At 75.0% G+C, this 14369-nt stretch carries 17 protein-coding genes; 10 read left to right on the top strand and 7 right to left on the bottom strand.

The window, feature by feature from the left end; all coding sequences use genetic code 11:
- Positions 1-52: 52 nt before the first annotated feature.
- Positions 53-1783, top strand: coding sequence for a SpoIIE family protein phosphatase (locus O2V63_RS13615; RefSeq protein WP_269168101.1), 1731 nt, complete (start codon positions 53-55; stop codon positions 1781-1783).
- A gap of 9 nt (positions 1784-1792) precedes the next feature.
- Here O2V63_RS13615 and O2V63_RS13610 read toward each other — a convergent pair whose 3' ends face one another.
- Together O2V63_RS13610 and O2V63_RS13605 are read right to left on the bottom strand one after the other, a co-directional pair.
- A complete protein-coding gene (locus tag O2V63_RS13610; protein ID WP_269168100.1) occupies positions 1793-2128 on the bottom strand; it encodes a hypothetical protein in 336 nt (111 codons plus the stop codon).
- Complete coding sequence (locus tag O2V63_RS13605; protein WP_269168099.1) at positions 2125-2952, bottom strand: hypothetical protein; 828 nt, start codon at positions 2950-2952, stop codon at positions 2125-2127. Before O2V63_RS13605 ends, O2V63_RS13610 begins: the two co-directional genes overlap by 4 nt.
- Before the next feature lie 149 nt (positions 2953-3101).
- Here O2V63_RS13605 and O2V63_RS13600 point away from each other — a divergent pair, with 149 nt between their 5' ends.
- The gene (locus O2V63_RS13600; protein WP_269168098.1) at positions 3102-4385 is read left to right on the top strand and encodes a competence/damage-inducible protein A; all 1284 of its coding nucleotides are present in this window, start codon (positions 3102-3104) and stop codon (positions 4383-4385) included.
- Positions 4386-4392: 7 nt separating this feature from the next.
- Here the strand turns inward: O2V63_RS13600 and O2V63_RS13595 are convergent, their stop codons facing one another.
- Positions 4393-4896: a GNAT family N-acetyltransferase gene (locus tag O2V63_RS13595; protein WP_269168097.1), complete on the bottom strand. Its 504-nt coding sequence runs from the start codon at positions 4894-4896 to the stop codon at positions 4393-4395.
- A 226-nt stretch (positions 4897-5122) separates the two neighbouring features.
- Between O2V63_RS13595 and O2V63_RS13590 the strand changes: the two genes are divergently transcribed.
- Both O2V63_RS13590 and O2V63_RS13585 read left to right on the top strand, forming a co-directional pair.
- A complete protein-coding gene (locus O2V63_RS13590; RefSeq protein ID WP_269168096.1) occupies positions 5123-5518 on the top strand; it encodes an SRPBCC family protein in 396 nt (131 codons plus the stop codon).
- Between the two features lie 178 nt (positions 5519-5696).
- Positions 5697-6395 carry an NYN domain-containing protein gene (locus O2V63_RS13585; protein WP_269168095.1) on the top strand — a complete coding sequence of 233 codons (699 nt, stop codon included), beginning with the start codon at positions 5697-5699 and terminating at the stop codon, positions 6393-6395.
- Between the two features lie 90 nt (positions 6396-6485).
- Here the strand turns inward: O2V63_RS13585 and O2V63_RS13580 are convergent, their stop codons facing one another.
- A complete protein-coding gene (locus O2V63_RS13580) occupies positions 6486-6833 on the bottom strand; it encodes a PRC-barrel domain-containing protein (protein WP_269164054.1) in 348 nt (115 codons plus the stop codon).
- Positions 6834-6936: 103 nt separating this feature from the next.
- Here O2V63_RS13580 and O2V63_RS13575 point away from each other — a divergent pair, with 103 nt between their 5' ends.
- Positions 6937-7362 (top strand): AAA family ATPase, encoded by a 426-nt coding sequence (locus O2V63_RS13575; protein WP_269168094.1) that lies wholly within the window; start codon positions 6937-6939, stop codon positions 7360-7362.
- A 21-nt stretch (positions 7363-7383) separates the two neighbouring features.
- Here the strand turns inward: O2V63_RS13575 and O2V63_RS13570 are convergent, their stop codons facing one another.
- Together O2V63_RS13570 and O2V63_RS13565 are read right to left on the bottom strand one after the other, a co-directional pair.
- Positions 7384-7869: an ATP-binding protein gene (locus tag O2V63_RS13570; protein WP_269168092.1), complete on the bottom strand. Its 486-nt coding sequence runs from the start codon at positions 7867-7869 to the stop codon at positions 7384-7386.
- 98 nt (positions 7870-7967) lie between these two features.
- A complete protein-coding gene (locus tag O2V63_RS13565) occupies positions 7968-8405 on the bottom strand; it encodes an STAS domain-containing protein (RefSeq protein ID WP_269168091.1) in 438 nt (145 codons plus the stop codon).
- A gap of 336 nt (positions 8406-8741) precedes the next feature.
- Between O2V63_RS13565 and O2V63_RS13560 the strand changes: the two genes are divergently transcribed.
- From O2V63_RS13560 to O2V63_RS13545, 4 genes are read left to right on the top strand one after another with little or no spacing between them, the layout of a single operon-like run.
- Positions 8742-9383: an ABC transporter permease gene (locus O2V63_RS13560; protein ID WP_036335960.1), complete on the top strand. Its 642-nt coding sequence runs from the start codon at positions 8742-8744 to the stop codon at positions 9381-9383.
- Positions 9376-10575: an ABC transporter ATP-binding protein gene (locus O2V63_RS13555; protein ID WP_269168090.1), complete on the top strand. Its 1200-nt coding sequence runs from the start codon at positions 9376-9378 to the stop codon at positions 10573-10575. The genes O2V63_RS13560 and O2V63_RS13555 overlap by 8 nt, the downstream gene beginning before the upstream one ends.
- Positions 10572-11399: an ABC transporter permease gene (locus tag O2V63_RS13550; protein ID WP_269168089.1), complete on the top strand. Its 828-nt coding sequence runs from the start codon at positions 10572-10574 to the stop codon at positions 11397-11399. Before O2V63_RS13555 ends, O2V63_RS13550 begins: the two co-directional genes overlap by 4 nt.
- Positions 11399-12379 (top strand): glycine betaine ABC transporter substrate-binding protein, encoded by a 981-nt coding sequence (locus tag O2V63_RS13545; RefSeq protein ID WP_269168088.1) that lies wholly within the window; start codon positions 11399-11401, stop codon positions 12377-12379. Before O2V63_RS13550 ends, O2V63_RS13545 begins: the two co-directional genes overlap by 1 nt.
- Here O2V63_RS13545 and O2V63_RS13540 read toward each other — a convergent pair whose 3' ends face one another.
- Positions 12380-13324 (bottom strand): nucleoside hydrolase, encoded by a 945-nt coding sequence (locus O2V63_RS13540; RefSeq protein WP_269168087.1) that lies wholly within the window; start codon positions 13322-13324, stop codon positions 12380-12382.
- A 287-nt stretch (positions 13325-13611) separates the two neighbouring features.
- Here O2V63_RS13540 and O2V63_RS13535 point away from each other — a divergent pair.
- The coding region (locus tag O2V63_RS13535) for a hypothetical protein (RefSeq protein ID WP_269168086.1) at positions 13612-14369 on the top strand (758 nt) is incomplete at its 3' end.

The following is a 14369-nucleotide window of genomic DNA, read 5'->3' as shown; positions in this document are numbered from 1 at the left end:
TGTCGCGGACCTCGCGGCGTCGTCCCCTGATCACGCGGCGCTCTTCGCCGCGATGCCCACCCCCTACCTGGTGCTGACGCCAGAGCTGGTCATCGTCGACGCCAACTCGGCCTACCTGGCCAACACCGGTCGGACCCGGGCCGAGCTGGTCGGGCGGCCGGTCTTCGAGGCGTTCCCCGGCAACCCCGACTCGACCGCCCCCGACGCCAGTGGCAGCCGCATCCGGGCGTCCCTCGAGCGGGCCCGGGACAGTTGCCGCCCGCAGACGCTGCCCGTCCAGGAGTTCGACATCCCCGACGGCTCCGGCGGCTTCACCAAGCGCTTCTGGAGCCTGATCAGCGTCCCGGTGCTGGACGACGAGGGGAGCTGCCGGCACCTGCTCCAGCGGGTCGAGGACATCACCGACTACGTGCGCCAGCAGGCCATGTCCGACCACCCCAGCGGCCGGGGGCAGCGCTGGCACCGCCGGGTGCTGGAGGTGGAGAGCGACCTCTTCGCCCGCAGTGCCGAACTCCGCGTCGCCCGCCAGGCCGAGGCGGACACCGCACGCCGGCTCGCCGCCCTCTCCGGCGTCGCCCTGGCCCTGGGGCGGGCGGAGACCCTCGACGACCTCGCCCGGGTGGTCAACGAACGCGGCCTGGTGGTGCTGGGGGCCCACGGCGGCGTGCTCGGGGTGTGCGACGGCGCCGACCGGCTGCGGCTGGTGCGCACCGACGACCTCGTCCCGGTCGGCGTCGGCCCGGAGACGGTGCTGCCGTTGGACGCGCCCTACCCCGGCTGCGTCGCGGCCCGCACCGGGGAGCGGGTGGTCCTGCCCGACCGCGCGGCCACCGAGGCGTTCTCGCCGCAGTTGGCCAGGGTGGCCGAGGTGACCGGCGTCCAGGCCTGGGCCGCGGTGCCGCTGGAGAGCGGCTCCCGGCGGATCGGGTCGCTGAGCGTGGGCTGGATGCACTCCCCGGCGCTGACCGAGAGCGACCTCGAGCTGCTGCACGCGCTGGCCGGCCAGTCCGCGCTGGCGCTGGAGCGGATCCGGGCCCGGGCCGACGAGCGAGCCCAGCACGCGGTCGTCGAGGGCATGGCGGAGGCGCTGCAGCGCAGCCTGCTCACCGAGCCGCCCGAGGCCGACGACCTGCAGGTCGCCGTCCGGTACCTGCCGGCGGCTTCCCTGGCCCAGGTCGGCGGGGACTGGTACGACGCCTTCCTGCTGGGCGACGGCCGGCTCGCCCTGGTGATCGGTGACGTCACCGGGCACGACCGGCACGCGGCGGCGGCGATGGCGCAGGTCCGCAACGTGCTCCGGGGGGTCGCCCACAGCCGCCGGGGCACCCCCGGTGCGGTGCTCAGCGCGCTGGACCGGGCGCTGCAGGACCTGCAGGTGGCCACCCTCGCCACCGGCGTCCTGGCCACGGTCGAGGAGGTGGGGACCGGCGACCGGTTGCTGCGCTGGAGCAACGCGGGGCACCCACCGCCGCTGCTGCTCGACCCCGACGGCACGGTCACCGTGCTGGAGCGTGAGCCGGACCTGCTGCTGGGCGTCGACCCGTCCGTCCTGCGCAGCGACCACACCCAGCTGCTCGTGCCCGGTTCGACGGTCGTCCTCTACACCGACGGGCTGGTGGAGCGCCGGGGTGCGGTGCTGGACGACGGCACGGCCTGGCTGGCCGGGGCGCTCGCCCGGTGGGCGCACCTCCCGCTGGAGGAGCTGTGCGACCGGCTGCTCGCCGGACTCGACGGGTCCGTGGACGACGACGTCGCGGTGCTGGCGGTGCGGGTGCGCGGGTAGTGCCCGTGCTCAGCCCGCCGTGCTCCCGGTCCACCGGGACGGGACCAGGCGGTGCCCGGCAGCCCGGCAGCCGAGGACCAGGCAGGTCGCCGCGGCGGCCAGTGCCACCCGGCCGGACGACGCGTCGATCCCGCCGAGCAGCAGCCCGACACCGGCGGCGGCCAGCGCGGCGGCGAGCCACTGGCCCTGCTGGCGGCGCAGCCCCACCACCGCCAGGGCCAGCGCGGCGAGGACGGCGACCCGCGCCGGGTGCCCGGCGCCGGAGAGCTGCCCGGCCCACGGCAGCCCCAGCGAGGCGAGGGCGAGCACCCCGGCGCCGAGGAACCAGCCGCGGCCCCGGGTCACTCGGGGCGGCCCGGGGCCAGCACCACCGCGGCGCCCGTGGCGGCCAGCGCGAGGGTGAGCCAGAAGCCGCGGTCGCTGGCGACGATCGGGAGGGCGATCAGCACCCAGAAGGCGGCGAGGCCGACCAGGCCGCCGGCCCCGACCCGCCACGCCGTCCGGACGGACTCCCGCCGCCCGGCCAGCGCAGCGACCGAGGGCGCGAGCGCGAGGAGGGCGGCGACGGTGGCGAACGCCGACCAGGTGGGCACGACGTCCCACAGCGACTGGTTGACGAAGTCGAGGGCCAGCCCCAGCTGGAGCAGGGCGAGCCCGAGCACGCCGAGCAGGAGGGCCACGAGCTCCGTCCCGGGCCGGCCCGAGGAACGGACGGCGGCGAGCCGAGAACGGACCGAGGACGACGAGGACCCCCCGTCCTGTGACCCCGCTGACGGGGTGCCGGGTGCGGTGCCGGGGGTGGTGGCCGGGCCCGGGACCGGCGGCGGGGTGGGCGTGGACCCGGTGCCGACGTCGACCGGGCCGGTCCCGTGCACAGCGGTCGGCGGGTCGTAGGAGGGCTCGTACGGCTGGTGGCTGCCGTGCTCCCCGGCGTCCGGCTCGACCGTCTGACGCTGGCTGGGCGGCAGCAGGATCGACTGGGTACGGGGATCGTCGGTCGTGCCGGTCACCGCGGGCTCGGTGACGGGATGCTCGGTCGCGGGGTGCTCGGTGGTGGCGTGCTGGTCCCCGGCGGGCTCGTCGGCGGGGTGCCGGGTCGCGCCGGTCGGTGCGGGCTGCGGCTGCGGTTGCGGCTGTGGCTCGGGGATCGGCGGGTGCGGCTGGCTCACGTGTCCTCCTCGTGGGGTGCGCCGAGGCGCCGACGGCCTGGTCGAGTCCGGCCGGACGGCGGGGCAGGGCGCTGGACACCGTAGCCGCGGAGGGCCATCGGGATCCTGCCCCCGCGCCGTGGTCCGGCCGCCCGCCTAGGGTCGGTCCCGTGGCAGCACGCGCGGGCATCGTCGTCACCGGCACCGAGGTGCTCACCGGACGGGTGGCCGACCGCAACGGGCCGTGGCTGGCCGAGGCGCTGCGCGCCCGAGGCGTCGACGTCGGTGCGGTGGTCGTCGTCGGGGACCGGCCCGAGGACCTGCGGGCCGCCCTCGCCTTCCTGGCCGGCGCGGGCAACGACCTGGTGATCACCACCGGCGGCCTGGGCCCCACGGCCGACGACCTGACCGCCGCCCTGGTCGGTGACTTCCAGGGCCGGCCCTCGGCGCTGGACCCGGCTCTGGAGCAGCGGATCGCCGAGGTGGTCGCCCGGCTCAGCGCCCGCCGCGGCTGGCGGATGGACCCTGCGTCCACCGCGGCCGGGGTCGCCAAGCAGGCGCAGGTCCCGGCGGGCGCGACGGTGCTGGAGCCGGTCGGCACGGCGCCGGGCCTCGTCGTCCCGGTGGCCGACGGCCGGACCGGCCCCCCGGTGCTGGTGCTGCCCGGGCCCCCGTCGGAGCTGCAGGGCATGTGGCCGGCGGCGCTGGCGGTCGAGCCGGTGCGCCGGGCGCTGGCCGGGGCCACCGAGCTGCGCCAGTCGACGCTGCGGTTGTGGGGTACTCCGGAGTCCGAGCTGGCGGCCACCCTGCGCCGGGTCGACGACCAGGTGACCGGCCTGGAGATCACCACCTGCCTGCGGGACGGCGAGCTGGAGATCGTGACCCGCTACGGCCCGGACGCCGAACCGGCGCACCAGCGGCTGGTGCAGGCGGTCACCGCCGACTTCGGCGACACGTTGTTCAGCGCCGGGCCCACCGTGGACGAGCTGGTCGCCGCCGCGCTGGACGAGCAGGGGTGGACGGTGGGCATCGGCGAGTCGTGCACCGGCGGGCTGCTCACCGCGCGGTTCACCGCACCGGCGGGCTCCTCGGCGCGGGTGCTCGGTGGGGTCGCCGCCTACGCCGACAGCGCCAAGACGCAGCTGCTCGACGTGCCGGCCGGCACGCTGTCCCGCGGTGGTGCGGTCAGCCCGGAGGTCGCCGCCGCGCTCGCCGAGGGCGCCCGGCGCCGGTTCGGCGCCGACGTCGGGGTGGGCGTCACCGGGATCGCCGGTCCGGGTGGCGGCACGGCGGAGAAGCCGGTCGGCACCGTTCACCTGGCCGCCGCCGGCCCGGCCGGCGCGGTCGCCCGCTCGCTGACCCTGCTCGGGTCGCGGGAGGCGGTGCGTCAGCGGACGACGACGCTCGCCCTGCACCTGCTGCGCCAGCTCCTGCTCGGCGGCCCCCCGGCCTGACGGAGGGTCAGGCCGGGTCGTCGTCCCGGCCCACCACCCGGCTGCGGCGCTCGAGGAACAGCACGTCCTGCCAGCTCGCCCGCCCGTCGACGACCCGGCGGCCGATCCGTTCCCGACGGCCGACCACCCGGAAGCCGAGCCGCTCGTGCAGTGCGAGGCTGGCCGTGTTGGCGGGGAAGACCCCGGCCCGGATCGTCCAGATGCCGTCGGCCTCGGTCGAGTCGATCAGCCGCTGCAGCAGCAGCCGCCCGATGCCCCGGCCGGCCGCGTGCGGTGCGACGTAGACCGAGTGGTCGACCACGCCGGCGTAGGCCGCCCGCGGCGACTCACGGCTGCACGCCACCCAGCCGAGGACCGCGCCGGTGCCGTCGGTGGCCACGTGCCGGTGACCGGGCAGGCGGGAGGCGTCGAAGGCCGCCCAGGTCGGTGGCTCGGTCTCGAAGGTGGCGAGGCCGGTGGCGATGCCGGCGGCGTGGATCTCGCGGACGGCGGGCCAGTCGGCCGCCGTCATCGCACGGAGGACCGCTGAGGGGGAGGACCCGGGCACGCCGCCATCCTCGCGTCCGGTCCGGTCCTCGCTGGTCGGGGGTTCCACGTGGAACCGGACCTGCGCGGTGGGCGGGCGCGGGTCATGCTGGTCGGGCGCGGATGGACCGGCCTGGGTCACTCTCGGGGGCGGATCCCGGCCATCAGCCCGCCCGGGTGTCAGTCGGCAGCTGGGCGGGCACCCGTCCGGGGTGACCACCGTGACCCTGCACGCCACCGGCCCGGTCGACCCCGGCGAGGTGTGGGACCGCTTCGTCCACCCTGCCCGCTGGCCGGAGTGGTCACCGCAGATCAGCCGGGTGGAGGCCACCGCCCCCCGGATCGCCCAGGGCGTCACCGGCCGGGTGTACGACCCGCTGCGCACCTCCGTCCCGTTCGTCGTCGACGAGGTGTCCGACGCGGCGAGGTGGTGGAGCTGGCAGGTCACCGTCGGACCGACCCGGCTGGGGCTGGCGCACTGGGTGGGCGCGGGCCCGGACGGCGGGACGACGACCGGCCTGCGGATCAGCGGCTTCACGCCCCTGGTGCTCGGCTACGCGCCGCTGGCCCTGCTGGCGATCAAGCGGTTGGTGACCATCACGACCTGAGCGTCCGGTGCGTCTCGTACGGTGCCGGGGTGAGCTGGTCGCGATGCCGTCGTCGGTGCGTCGGAGCGGTCCGGTGACCGGCCGCCGTCGGCGACGGGCGACCGCCCCGGGCGGCACGCCCACCACGGTCGCGCGCCCACCGGGCCCGCCGGTGGACCCCGACCGGCAGACTGGGCCGATGACCGAGATCCTCGACGACGCGACCGGATCGGTGGACGGGCACGAGGGCTTCTCGGCCGAGGGGCCGCGCCCGTCGCTGGACCTGCTGGTGTGGGACGCGCCGAACATCGACATGACCTTGGCGAACGTCATCGGCGCGCGCCCGACCGCGGCGTCCCGGCCGCGGTTCGACGCGATCGCCGCGTGGTTCGTCGAGGGCGCCGAGGAGTTCGGGGCGGTGCAGCCGCCGGAGGTGGAGGCCTGCGTCTTCGCCAACGTGCCACCGCAGCACGCCACCTCCCTGCAGCGCTGGGTGGAGGCGCTGCGCAGCTTCGGCTACGCCGTCTTCGCCCGGCCCAAGCTCCAGCCCGACGACGACATCGACCAGTCGATGCTCGACCACATCAGCGTGCGGGCGCACAGCCACCAGCTGCGCCGCCTGGTCGTCTTCTCCGGTGACGGCCGGAACTTCGCCGAGCCGCTCGAGGACCTGGCGCGCGCGGGCACCGAGGTGGTCGTCGTCGCGTTCAGCGAGGTCGCCGGCTACGCGATCAGCTCCGAGCTGCTGCAGTTCGTCGACATCGAGGACGTGCCCGGGGCGTTCGTCGAGCCGCTGGACCGCGTCCGGCTGGACGCGCTGCCGACGGACGGCGCCTGGCTGCGCCCGACCAAGAGCCTGCGGGACGCCGCCGGTCTCTTCACCGCCCGCCGAGGCTGACAGGGCCCGCCCCTGCCTCCTGCGAGACGACACACCCGGCCCCCGGTGGGGGCCCTCAGCGTTCGAGCGGGTGGGGGACGGGGCCCTTCGTCATCGACGGGCCAGCCGGCGCACGCCGCCGGTGTAGGGCATCGAGTAGTGCGCGAAGACGTCGGGTTCCTGCTCGACGGTGAGCTCGCCGTCGGTGTCGATGGACGGCGCGTTCTTCGTGAGGTCCTTGGACACGGTGACCCGGATGTGGTCGGGGGCCACGGTGGCGCCGGTCAGCGGCACGAAGGTCAACTGGCGCCGGCCGATGAAGCCGGTGATGACCGCGGCGAAGAACGGCTGGTCGGTGGTGGTGTCCACGTACACCGACTCCAACGTCCCGATCTTGCTCCCGTCCGGGTCGACGACGTTCAGGGTGCGCCAGTCACGGATGTTCTCGGCCGGGAACACGGGGTCCTCCTCGGGTCTCGGGACAGATGCCCCTCCATGCCCGGTGCCGTGGCCGCGCAACCCCGCAGCGACTGCCTGGGCCGGGGCGGGTACCGGATGGGCCATGGCACGCCAGGAGCTCGTGGTGATGGTCGGCCTGCAGGGGTCGGGCAAGTCCAGGTGGGTCACCGAGCACCTGGCCGGCACACATGCGGTGGTCAGCAAGGACCACTGGCCGAACGCCCGGCGTCGGGAGGCCCGTCAGCAGCGGACCGTGGCCACACTGCTCGCCGAGGGCGCCAGCGTCGTCGTCGACAACACCTCGCCGTCGCCGGCCGAACGCGCACCGCTCGTCGCGTTGGCGGCAGCCGCCGGCGTCCCGGCCCGGGCGGTGTTCCTCGACGTCCCGCTGGAGACCTGCCGGGCCCGCAACGAGGCCCGGGAGGGGCGGGCGAGGGTGCCGCTGGTCGGGCTGTACAGCGTGGCCGGGCGGCTCACCGTGCCGAGCACCGCAGAGGGGTTCAGCGACGTGACGGTGGTGCGGAGCTGAGCTCCGGGCCGAGGCCCTCCCTCAGGCCCCTGCCGGGCCGGAGGAGGAGCGCGGCCGGGGGACCGCGGCGGCGGGCAGCCCGGAGGGCAGCCGGGCCCACACGTGCTTGCGTCCGGCGTCGCTGCACCAGCCGTAGTCGACCGACAGCTGGGCCACCATCGGCAGCCCCATCCCCCCGTACGCCGGGTCGCGGTCGACCGCAGGGCGCGGCGGGGCGTCGGGCGAGCCGTCGGTGAGCACGATCAGCCAACCGGTCGGGACGGCGACGATCAGCGCCACCACGGCGCCACCACCGTGCCGCAGCGCGTTCGAGCTGAGCTCCTCGAACACCAGCAGGAGGCCCTCACGGGCATCCTCGGTGGACCGGGCCGCCAGGGACGGGTGCGCGAGCCGGGCCCGCAGGTCCATCCGGACCCGGGACGCGTCGTGCACCGTCGGGAGCTCCCACCGCCAGACGTCGCCGTCCTCGCGGGGCACGTCGGCCGCCGGCCAGACCAGTGCACTCACTCTTGGGGCCTCCCGCCGGCCGGTGTCCTCGCCGGGACCATGGTGGCGGACGCAGGGGGCGCGTGCAGCACGGGGGGTCACGTGTCGGCTCGGCGCGGTCAGCGCCGCGCCCGGTCCTCGCTGTCGTGCGGGCCGGCGGCGACGCCCGGCATCCCCTGGACGTCCAGTCGCAGGAGCAGGCCGGTCAGCTCCAGCGGCCCGGTGACGATGCGGCTGGTCGCGATGACCCCGACGTGCTTGCCGGCGGCCTCCGGGTGCTGGCTCACCCACACCAACGCCGTGACCCCGGCGGACCCGAAGAAGGTGACCCCGGACAGGTCGATGGTGAGCAGGCGCTCCGCCTGACGCAGCGCAGCCAGCAGGCTCTGTTGCAGCAGCGGGTTGCTGGCGGCGTCCAGCTCGCCGGACACGGCGGCGACGACCTGCCCCGGTTCCGGGCCGTCGGCGAGCCGCACCTGGAACGGCGCCTCGTCGGCTGCCGACCTGACCGTCTTGATGGGTCCTCCTCCAGACCGGGACACGTTCGTGTCCGCCACCGATCGTCTCCGTCGGCACCTGCCCGCGGAGCGGACCGGGCCGAGTCACTACCCCGATCGAGGCACGCCAGTCGCCGTACCCGGTCAGGAACGTCATCACTTCGTCACCTGTCGAGCTCGCCATCCGTGGGACGGGTGTGACACGGTGACACACGGCCGAAACGAGGCCGCCGGTGCGGTACGGCCCGTGTCCGGCGGTGGAGCACCCCGCAGCCGCGCCGTGCGCGCCGGGGGCGCACGCCCACCAGGCCGCCCGAGTCCTCGCCGGACCGAGTGCGGCGCCATCAGGACGACCACCCGGCCCAGCGTGGCCGGGTGCGGAGAGGGGGTGGGCCGATGTGGGAGTACCTGGTCGACCGGCGCGGGCTGATCGCCTTCCAGGCCTTCCAGCACGTCAGCCTGGTCGTGCAGTGCGTGCTGCTGGCCACCGTGATCGCGATCGGGCTGGCGGTGCTGGCCTACCGCAGCCCGCGGCTCACCGGGCTGGCCAACGGCCTCTCGGCCATCGGGCTGACCATCCCGTCCTTCGCGCTGCTGGGCATCCTGCTGGCGCCCTTCGGGTTCGGGATCACCCCGGCCGTGCTGGCGGTGACGTTCTACGCGGCGCTGCCGATCCTGCGCAACGCCGTCGTCGGCCTGGCCGGCGTCGACCGCTCGCTGGTGGAGTCGGCCCGCGGCATCGGGATGAGCCGCATGAGCACGCTCCTGCGGATCGAGCTGCCGCTGGCGTGGCCGGTGATCCTGGCCGGCATCCGGGTCTCCACCCAGATGGTCATGGGCATCGCCGCGATCGCCGCCTACGTGCTCGGCCCCGGCCTGGGCAGCTTCATCTTCTCCGGACTCTCTCGGCTGGGCGGTGCGAACGCACTGAACGCCACGCTCGTCGGGACCATCGCGATCGTCCTGCTCGCCCTCGTCCTGGACGTGGTGCTCGTGCTGGTCGGTCGCCTGACCACCTCGAGGGGCATCCGTGTCTGAGACCACCGCTGAGCGCGGCGGCGCCACCGCAGCCGCACCTGCATCCACCAGCACCGAGCGCCAGGTCAGCGGCGTGTCGATCCGGCTCGAGGGCGTGACCAAGAGCTACTCCGGGCAGGGGAAGCCGGCCGTCGACTCGGTCGACCTGGACATCCCGGCCGGTCAGATCGTCATGTTCGTCGGCCCTTCGGGCTGCGGGAAGACCACGCTGCTGAAGATGCTCAACCGGCTGGTCGAGCCCACCAGCGGGAAGATCTTCCTGGGCGACGAGGACGTCACCGGGCAGGACGCCGACCAGCTGCGCCGCCGGATCGGGTACGTCATCCAGGCCGGTGGGCTCTTCCCGCACATGACCGTGGGCACCAACATCGGGTTGGTCCCGGGGATGCTCAAGTGGGACCGGAAGCGGATCGCCGCCCGGGTCGACGAGCTGCTCGAGCTGGTCGGCCTGGACCCCGAGGTGTACCGCGACCGCTACCCGCGTGAGCTCTCCGGTGGCCAGCAGCAGCGCGTCGGGGTCGCCCGGGCGCTCGCCGCCGACCCGCCCGTCCTGCTGATGGACGAGCCGTTCGGCGCGGTCGACCCGATCACCCGCCAGCGCCTGCAGGACGAGCTGATCCGCATCCAGGAGGAGCTGGGCAAGACGATCGTGTTCGTCACCCACGACTTCGACGAGGCGGTCAAGCTCGGCGACCGGATCGTGGTCTTCGACGTCGGCGCCCGCGTGGTGCAGTACGACACCCCGGAGGCGATCCTCGCCGACCCGGCGGAGGAGTACGTCGCCGACTTCGTCGGCGCCGGCGCGACCCTGAAGCAGCTGACCCTGACCCGGGTCGGGGACGTCGAGCTGATCCACCCCCAGCAGGCAAAGGTCGGCGAGGACGCCGCCGAGGTCGTCCGCCGCGCGTCGGCCGCCGGGGAGAAGTACGTCGTGGTCACCGACCGCCGTGGCCGGCCGATCAGCTGGCCGTCGCTGGCGGAGCTGTCCCGGGTGGCCACCGTGCCGGACACCGTGGACGAGAAGCTCCCGGTGGTCGGGCTGCGCTCCACCCTCAACGACGCCCTGGACACGATGCTCGCCGCCAGCCAGGGCGGCGTCGTCGTGACCGGACGGGACGGCGTCGCCGGCGTCATGGTGGTGGAGACGGTGATGGCCGCGATCCAGCGCACCCGCGACGAGGTGGAGGGATGACGGCGCCCCGCCCCGCGGCCACCGAGGCGTACCCCGACACCGAGGTCGACGACGCGCTCGCCCAGACCCAGACGCCGGTCCGCGGTGGCTCGGACGAGGCCCGCGGTGCCTGGCGGGGACTGCTCGTGCAGCCGGTCCTCGTGCTGGCCGGGGTGCTGGCCTTCGTCGTCTGGCGGTCGACCGCCGAGCTCGCCGACACCGAGCAGCGGCAGCTCGGCTGGAGCGTGCTGGGCCGCAGCATCGTCGAGCACCTGCAGCTGACCCTGCTCGCCGCCGTCGTCGTGCTGCTGATCGGCATCCCGCTGGGCGTCCTGCTCACCCGCGGGCCGTTCCGTCGGGCCACGCCGCTGGTGCTGGGCGTGGCCAACACCGGCCAGGCCGCCCCGGCGATCGGGCTGTTCGTGCTGCTGGCCACCTGGCTGGGGTTCGGCTTCCGGTCCGCGGTCGTGGCCCTGGTGCTCTACACGGTGCTGCCGGTGCTGCGGAACACCATGGTCGGGCTGCAGGGCGTCGACGCCCGCCTGGTCGAGGCCGGCCGGGGGATGGGCATGAGCGCCGTCGCCGTCCTGCTGCGGGTGGAGCTGCCGCTGGCCGTCCCGGTCATCCTGGCCGGCGTCCGCACCGCCCTGGTGCTGCTGGTCGGCACCGCCACGCTGGCGACCTTCATCAGCGGCGGCGGGCTGGGCCAGCTGATCACCACCGGCATCAACCTCTCGCTGGACAGTCTGCTGTTCAGCGGTGCCGTCCTCGTCGCCCTGCTCGCGCTGGCCATCGACTGGCTCGGCCGCGTCGTGGAGCACGTCGCCCGACCGAAGGGACTCTGATGCGCACGCGCGCGACCACCGCCCTCTCCCTCGCGGCGGCCACCCTGCTCAGCGGGTGCGGTCTGCAGGCCGCCACGCAGTACACCCCGGCCTCCGCGCCGGCCGACATCCAGCCGATCGAGGGGGTGGCCGGCGAGGAGATCGTGGTGGGGTCGAAGAACTTCACCGAGCAGCTGATCCTCGGCAAGATCGCCGTGATCGCGCTGCAGACCGCCGGGTTCGACGTCGTCGACCGCACCAACATCCCCGGCTCCGTGCCGGCTCGCCAGGGCATGGTCAACGGCGAGATCGACATGGAGTGGGAGTACACCGGCACCGCGTGGCTCTCCTACCTCGGCGAGACCGCGCCGATCGCGGACCCGCTGGAGCAGTACGAGGCCGTCCGGGACGCCGAGCTGGCCAACGGCCTGACCTGGCTGCCGCCCGCGGAGGCCAACAACACCTACGCCTTCGCCGTCCGCAGCGAGGCGGTCGACGACCTCGGCGGGATCAGCACGCTGTCGGAGATCGCCGAGCTGCCGGTGGAGGAGCGCACCTTCTGCGTGGAGAGCGAGTTCGCCAGCCGCAACGACGGGTTCGTCCCGATGCTGGAGACCTACGGCCTGGAGCTCGGTGACGAGCAGGGCGTGCCGCGGGACAACGTCAGCACGCTGGACACCGGCGCGGTCTACGAGGCCACCGACCAGGGTGCGTGCAACTTCGGCGAGGTCTTCACCACCGACGGCCGGATCCCGGCGCTGGACCTGACGGTGCTGGAGGACGACCGGGCGTTCTTCCCCAACTACAACATCTCGCCGGTGCTGCTCACCGAGACCTTCGAGGAGCACCCCGAGCTCGCCGACCTGTTCGGGCAGATCACCCCGCTGCTCACCAACGACGTGCTGCAGGAGCTGAACGCCCAGGTCGACGTGGCCGGCGAGCAGCCCGGGGACGTCGCGCTGGAGTGGATGGTCTCCGAGGGGCTCGTCGAGCCGGCCTGATCAGGTCCGCTCGGCCAGCCCGCACATCCGGCTGACCAGGAACTCCACCGCCGCCTCGCTGTCGACGCCCTCGGCCACCGCCACGGCGGTGGCCGAGGACGACGTCGTCCGGCGGTCCACCAGGGTCTGCCCGCGCCCGGCCCCGTGCCCGGTGTCCACGACGATGTCCCGGCGCACGGCCGTCAGCGTGCCCGGCACGATCGCCTCGGTCAGCGCCAGGGCGTCGTGCACCACCACGCCCTCGACGCCGTAGCTGCTGCGGGCGTGGTCGACGTACTGCTGCAGGACCGCCGCCGCCTGGGCGCCGACCGGGCCGGCCGCGGCGAACCGGGCGATCCCCGCCGCGGTGAGCACCGTGGGCAGCGTGACGTCCAGCCCCACGAGCACGGTCGGCAGGCCCGCACCGAACACCGCTGCGGCGGCCTCCGGGTCGGCCCACACGTTGAACTCTGCGGCTGCGGTGACGTTGCCGCCGCGGGTCGCCGAGCCGCCCATCACGACCAGCCGGCCGATCCGCGCCGCCGCCTCGGGGTACACGCCCAGCAGCAGGGCGATGTTGGTCAGCGGGCCGATCGCGGCCACGGTCACCGGCTGCTCGCTGGCCAGCAGCAGCTCCGCCAGCGCCACGACCGCGGGCCGTGGGTCGACCGTGGCCGGGGACGGGGGCAGCACGACGCCGCCGAGGCCCGCCGCCCCGTGCACGTGGCCCGCACGCTGCGGCTGGGGGAAGACCAGCGAGGTGCGGGCGCCCGCGGCCACCGCCACGTCCGACCGCCCCGCCAGGTGCAGCACCCGCAGCGCGTTCTCGGTGGTCGCGGCGAGCCCGACGTTGCCGTGCACCGTCGTCACCAGCTGTAGGTCGACCTCGGGACTGGCGAGCGCGAGCAGCACGGCCAGTGCGTCGTCGATGCCCGGGTCGGTGTCGATCACCAGCGGGGTGCGCATCCGCCCATCCCACCAGACCGGCCCGACACGCCGGTGCGCCGGATCGGCGCCCGAGGTCATTGCCCGGCAGATGTGGGGCTGACCTGGTCTTTCGTCCAGGTCTGTCGACAAGTGCCCGGGTCCGGAGGGGGGTCATCGACCGCTGCGGAGGGGTCGGGCAACGGTTGGGTCACGCGGTCGGGAGGGGGTGTCCTGAACGGGGGTCCCGGGGCTCCGTCGTCCGTAACTTCTTCCTTGCCCGCGGCCCCTTCCCCGGCCGCGGCGACTACTCCCCGGGAGGGCGGCACATGGCGATCCAGATGGCACCGGTCCGGACGACCGAGCTGCCCACTGCCCGGGACACCGGTCGGCTCGGGCTGTTCGGCACCGACACCCCGGCGCCCAACACCACCGACCTGGCGTTCGGCCTGGCGATCGGCCTCGCCGTAGGCGTGCTCGGCATGGGCCCCGACCCCGTGGTGGACCACGACGTGCCGGTGCGCCCGCCCCGCTCCCGGCGGCGTCAGCTCGCCCGCCGCGCCGCCACCTGGGGCGCCGGCGGGGACGGTGCGCACCTGGCCTGGCGTGCGACGCCGCTGCCGGTCTACCGGCTGACCGACGGGCCGGACCGGTCCGTCTCCCGCCCGGCGCCCGTCCCGGCGGTCGCCCCGGCGGCTGAGCGCGCCCCGGCTCCGTCCGCGCCGCCGGCCGTGGACCACGAGCTGGAGGCGGCGATCGAGTTCGCCACCGACTTCTCCGTCGACCTGCTCACCACCCCCACCCGGCTGGCCGCGCCCCCGTCGCGGCTGACCGCCCCGGTGCGGCAGCTGGTCAGCCGGCTGCGCAGCGTGAGCCGGCGGGCCGCGGCCTGGGGCAGTGGCCCCAACGGCGCCTCCCTGAGCTGGGACCGCCCGGTCGCGCCCCGGACGCACCAGCTGACGCTGCTGGCGCTCCCTGAGCGCACGCAGTCGGACATCGACCTCCGGCACTCGGACATCGACCTCCGGCACTCGGACATCGACCTCCGGCACTCGGACATCGACCTCCGGCACTCGGACATCGACCT

This window comes from Modestobacter sp. VKM Ac-2977, assembly GCF_026968045.1.
In the GTDB taxonomy this organism is placed as follows: domain Bacteria; phylum Actinomycetota; class Actinomycetes; order Mycobacteriales; family Geodermatophilaceae; genus Modestobacter.
The sequence above is the reverse complement of the archived record's forward strand: the minus strand, read 5'-3'. Positions and strand labels throughout refer to the sequence as shown.

Coding starts and splice junctions, on each gene's coding strand:
- O2V63_RS13595 (WP_269168097.1), bottom strand. CDS start 4,896: ATGACGGCGGCCGACTGGCCCGCCGTCCGCGAGATCCACGCCGCCGGC.
- O2V63_RS13540 (WP_269168087.1), bottom strand. CDS start 13,324: ATGCGCACCCCGCTGGTGATCGACACCGACCCGGGCATCGACGACGCA.
- O2V63_RS13545 (WP_269168088.1), top strand. CDS start 11,399: ATGCGCACGCGCGCGACCACCGCCCTCTCCCTCGCGGCGGCCACCCTG.
- O2V63_RS13575 (WP_269168094.1), top strand. CDS start 6,937: ATGGCACGCCAGGAGCTCGTGGTGATGGTCGGCCTGCAGGGGTCGGGC.
- O2V63_RS13550 (WP_269168089.1), top strand. CDS start 10,572: ATGACGGCGCCCCGCCCCGCGGCCACCGAGGCGTACCCCGACACCGAG.
- O2V63_RS13585 (WP_269168095.1), top strand. CDS start 5,697: ATGACCGAGATCCTCGACGACGCGACCGGATCGGTGGACGGGCACGAG.
- O2V63_RS13615 (WP_269168101.1), top strand. CDS start 53: ATGCCCACCCCCTACCTGGTGCTGACGCCAGAGCTGGTCATCGTCGAC.
- O2V63_RS13560 (WP_036335960.1), top strand. CDS start 8,742: ATGTGGGAGTACCTGGTCGACCGGCGCGGGCTGATCGCCTTCCAGGCC.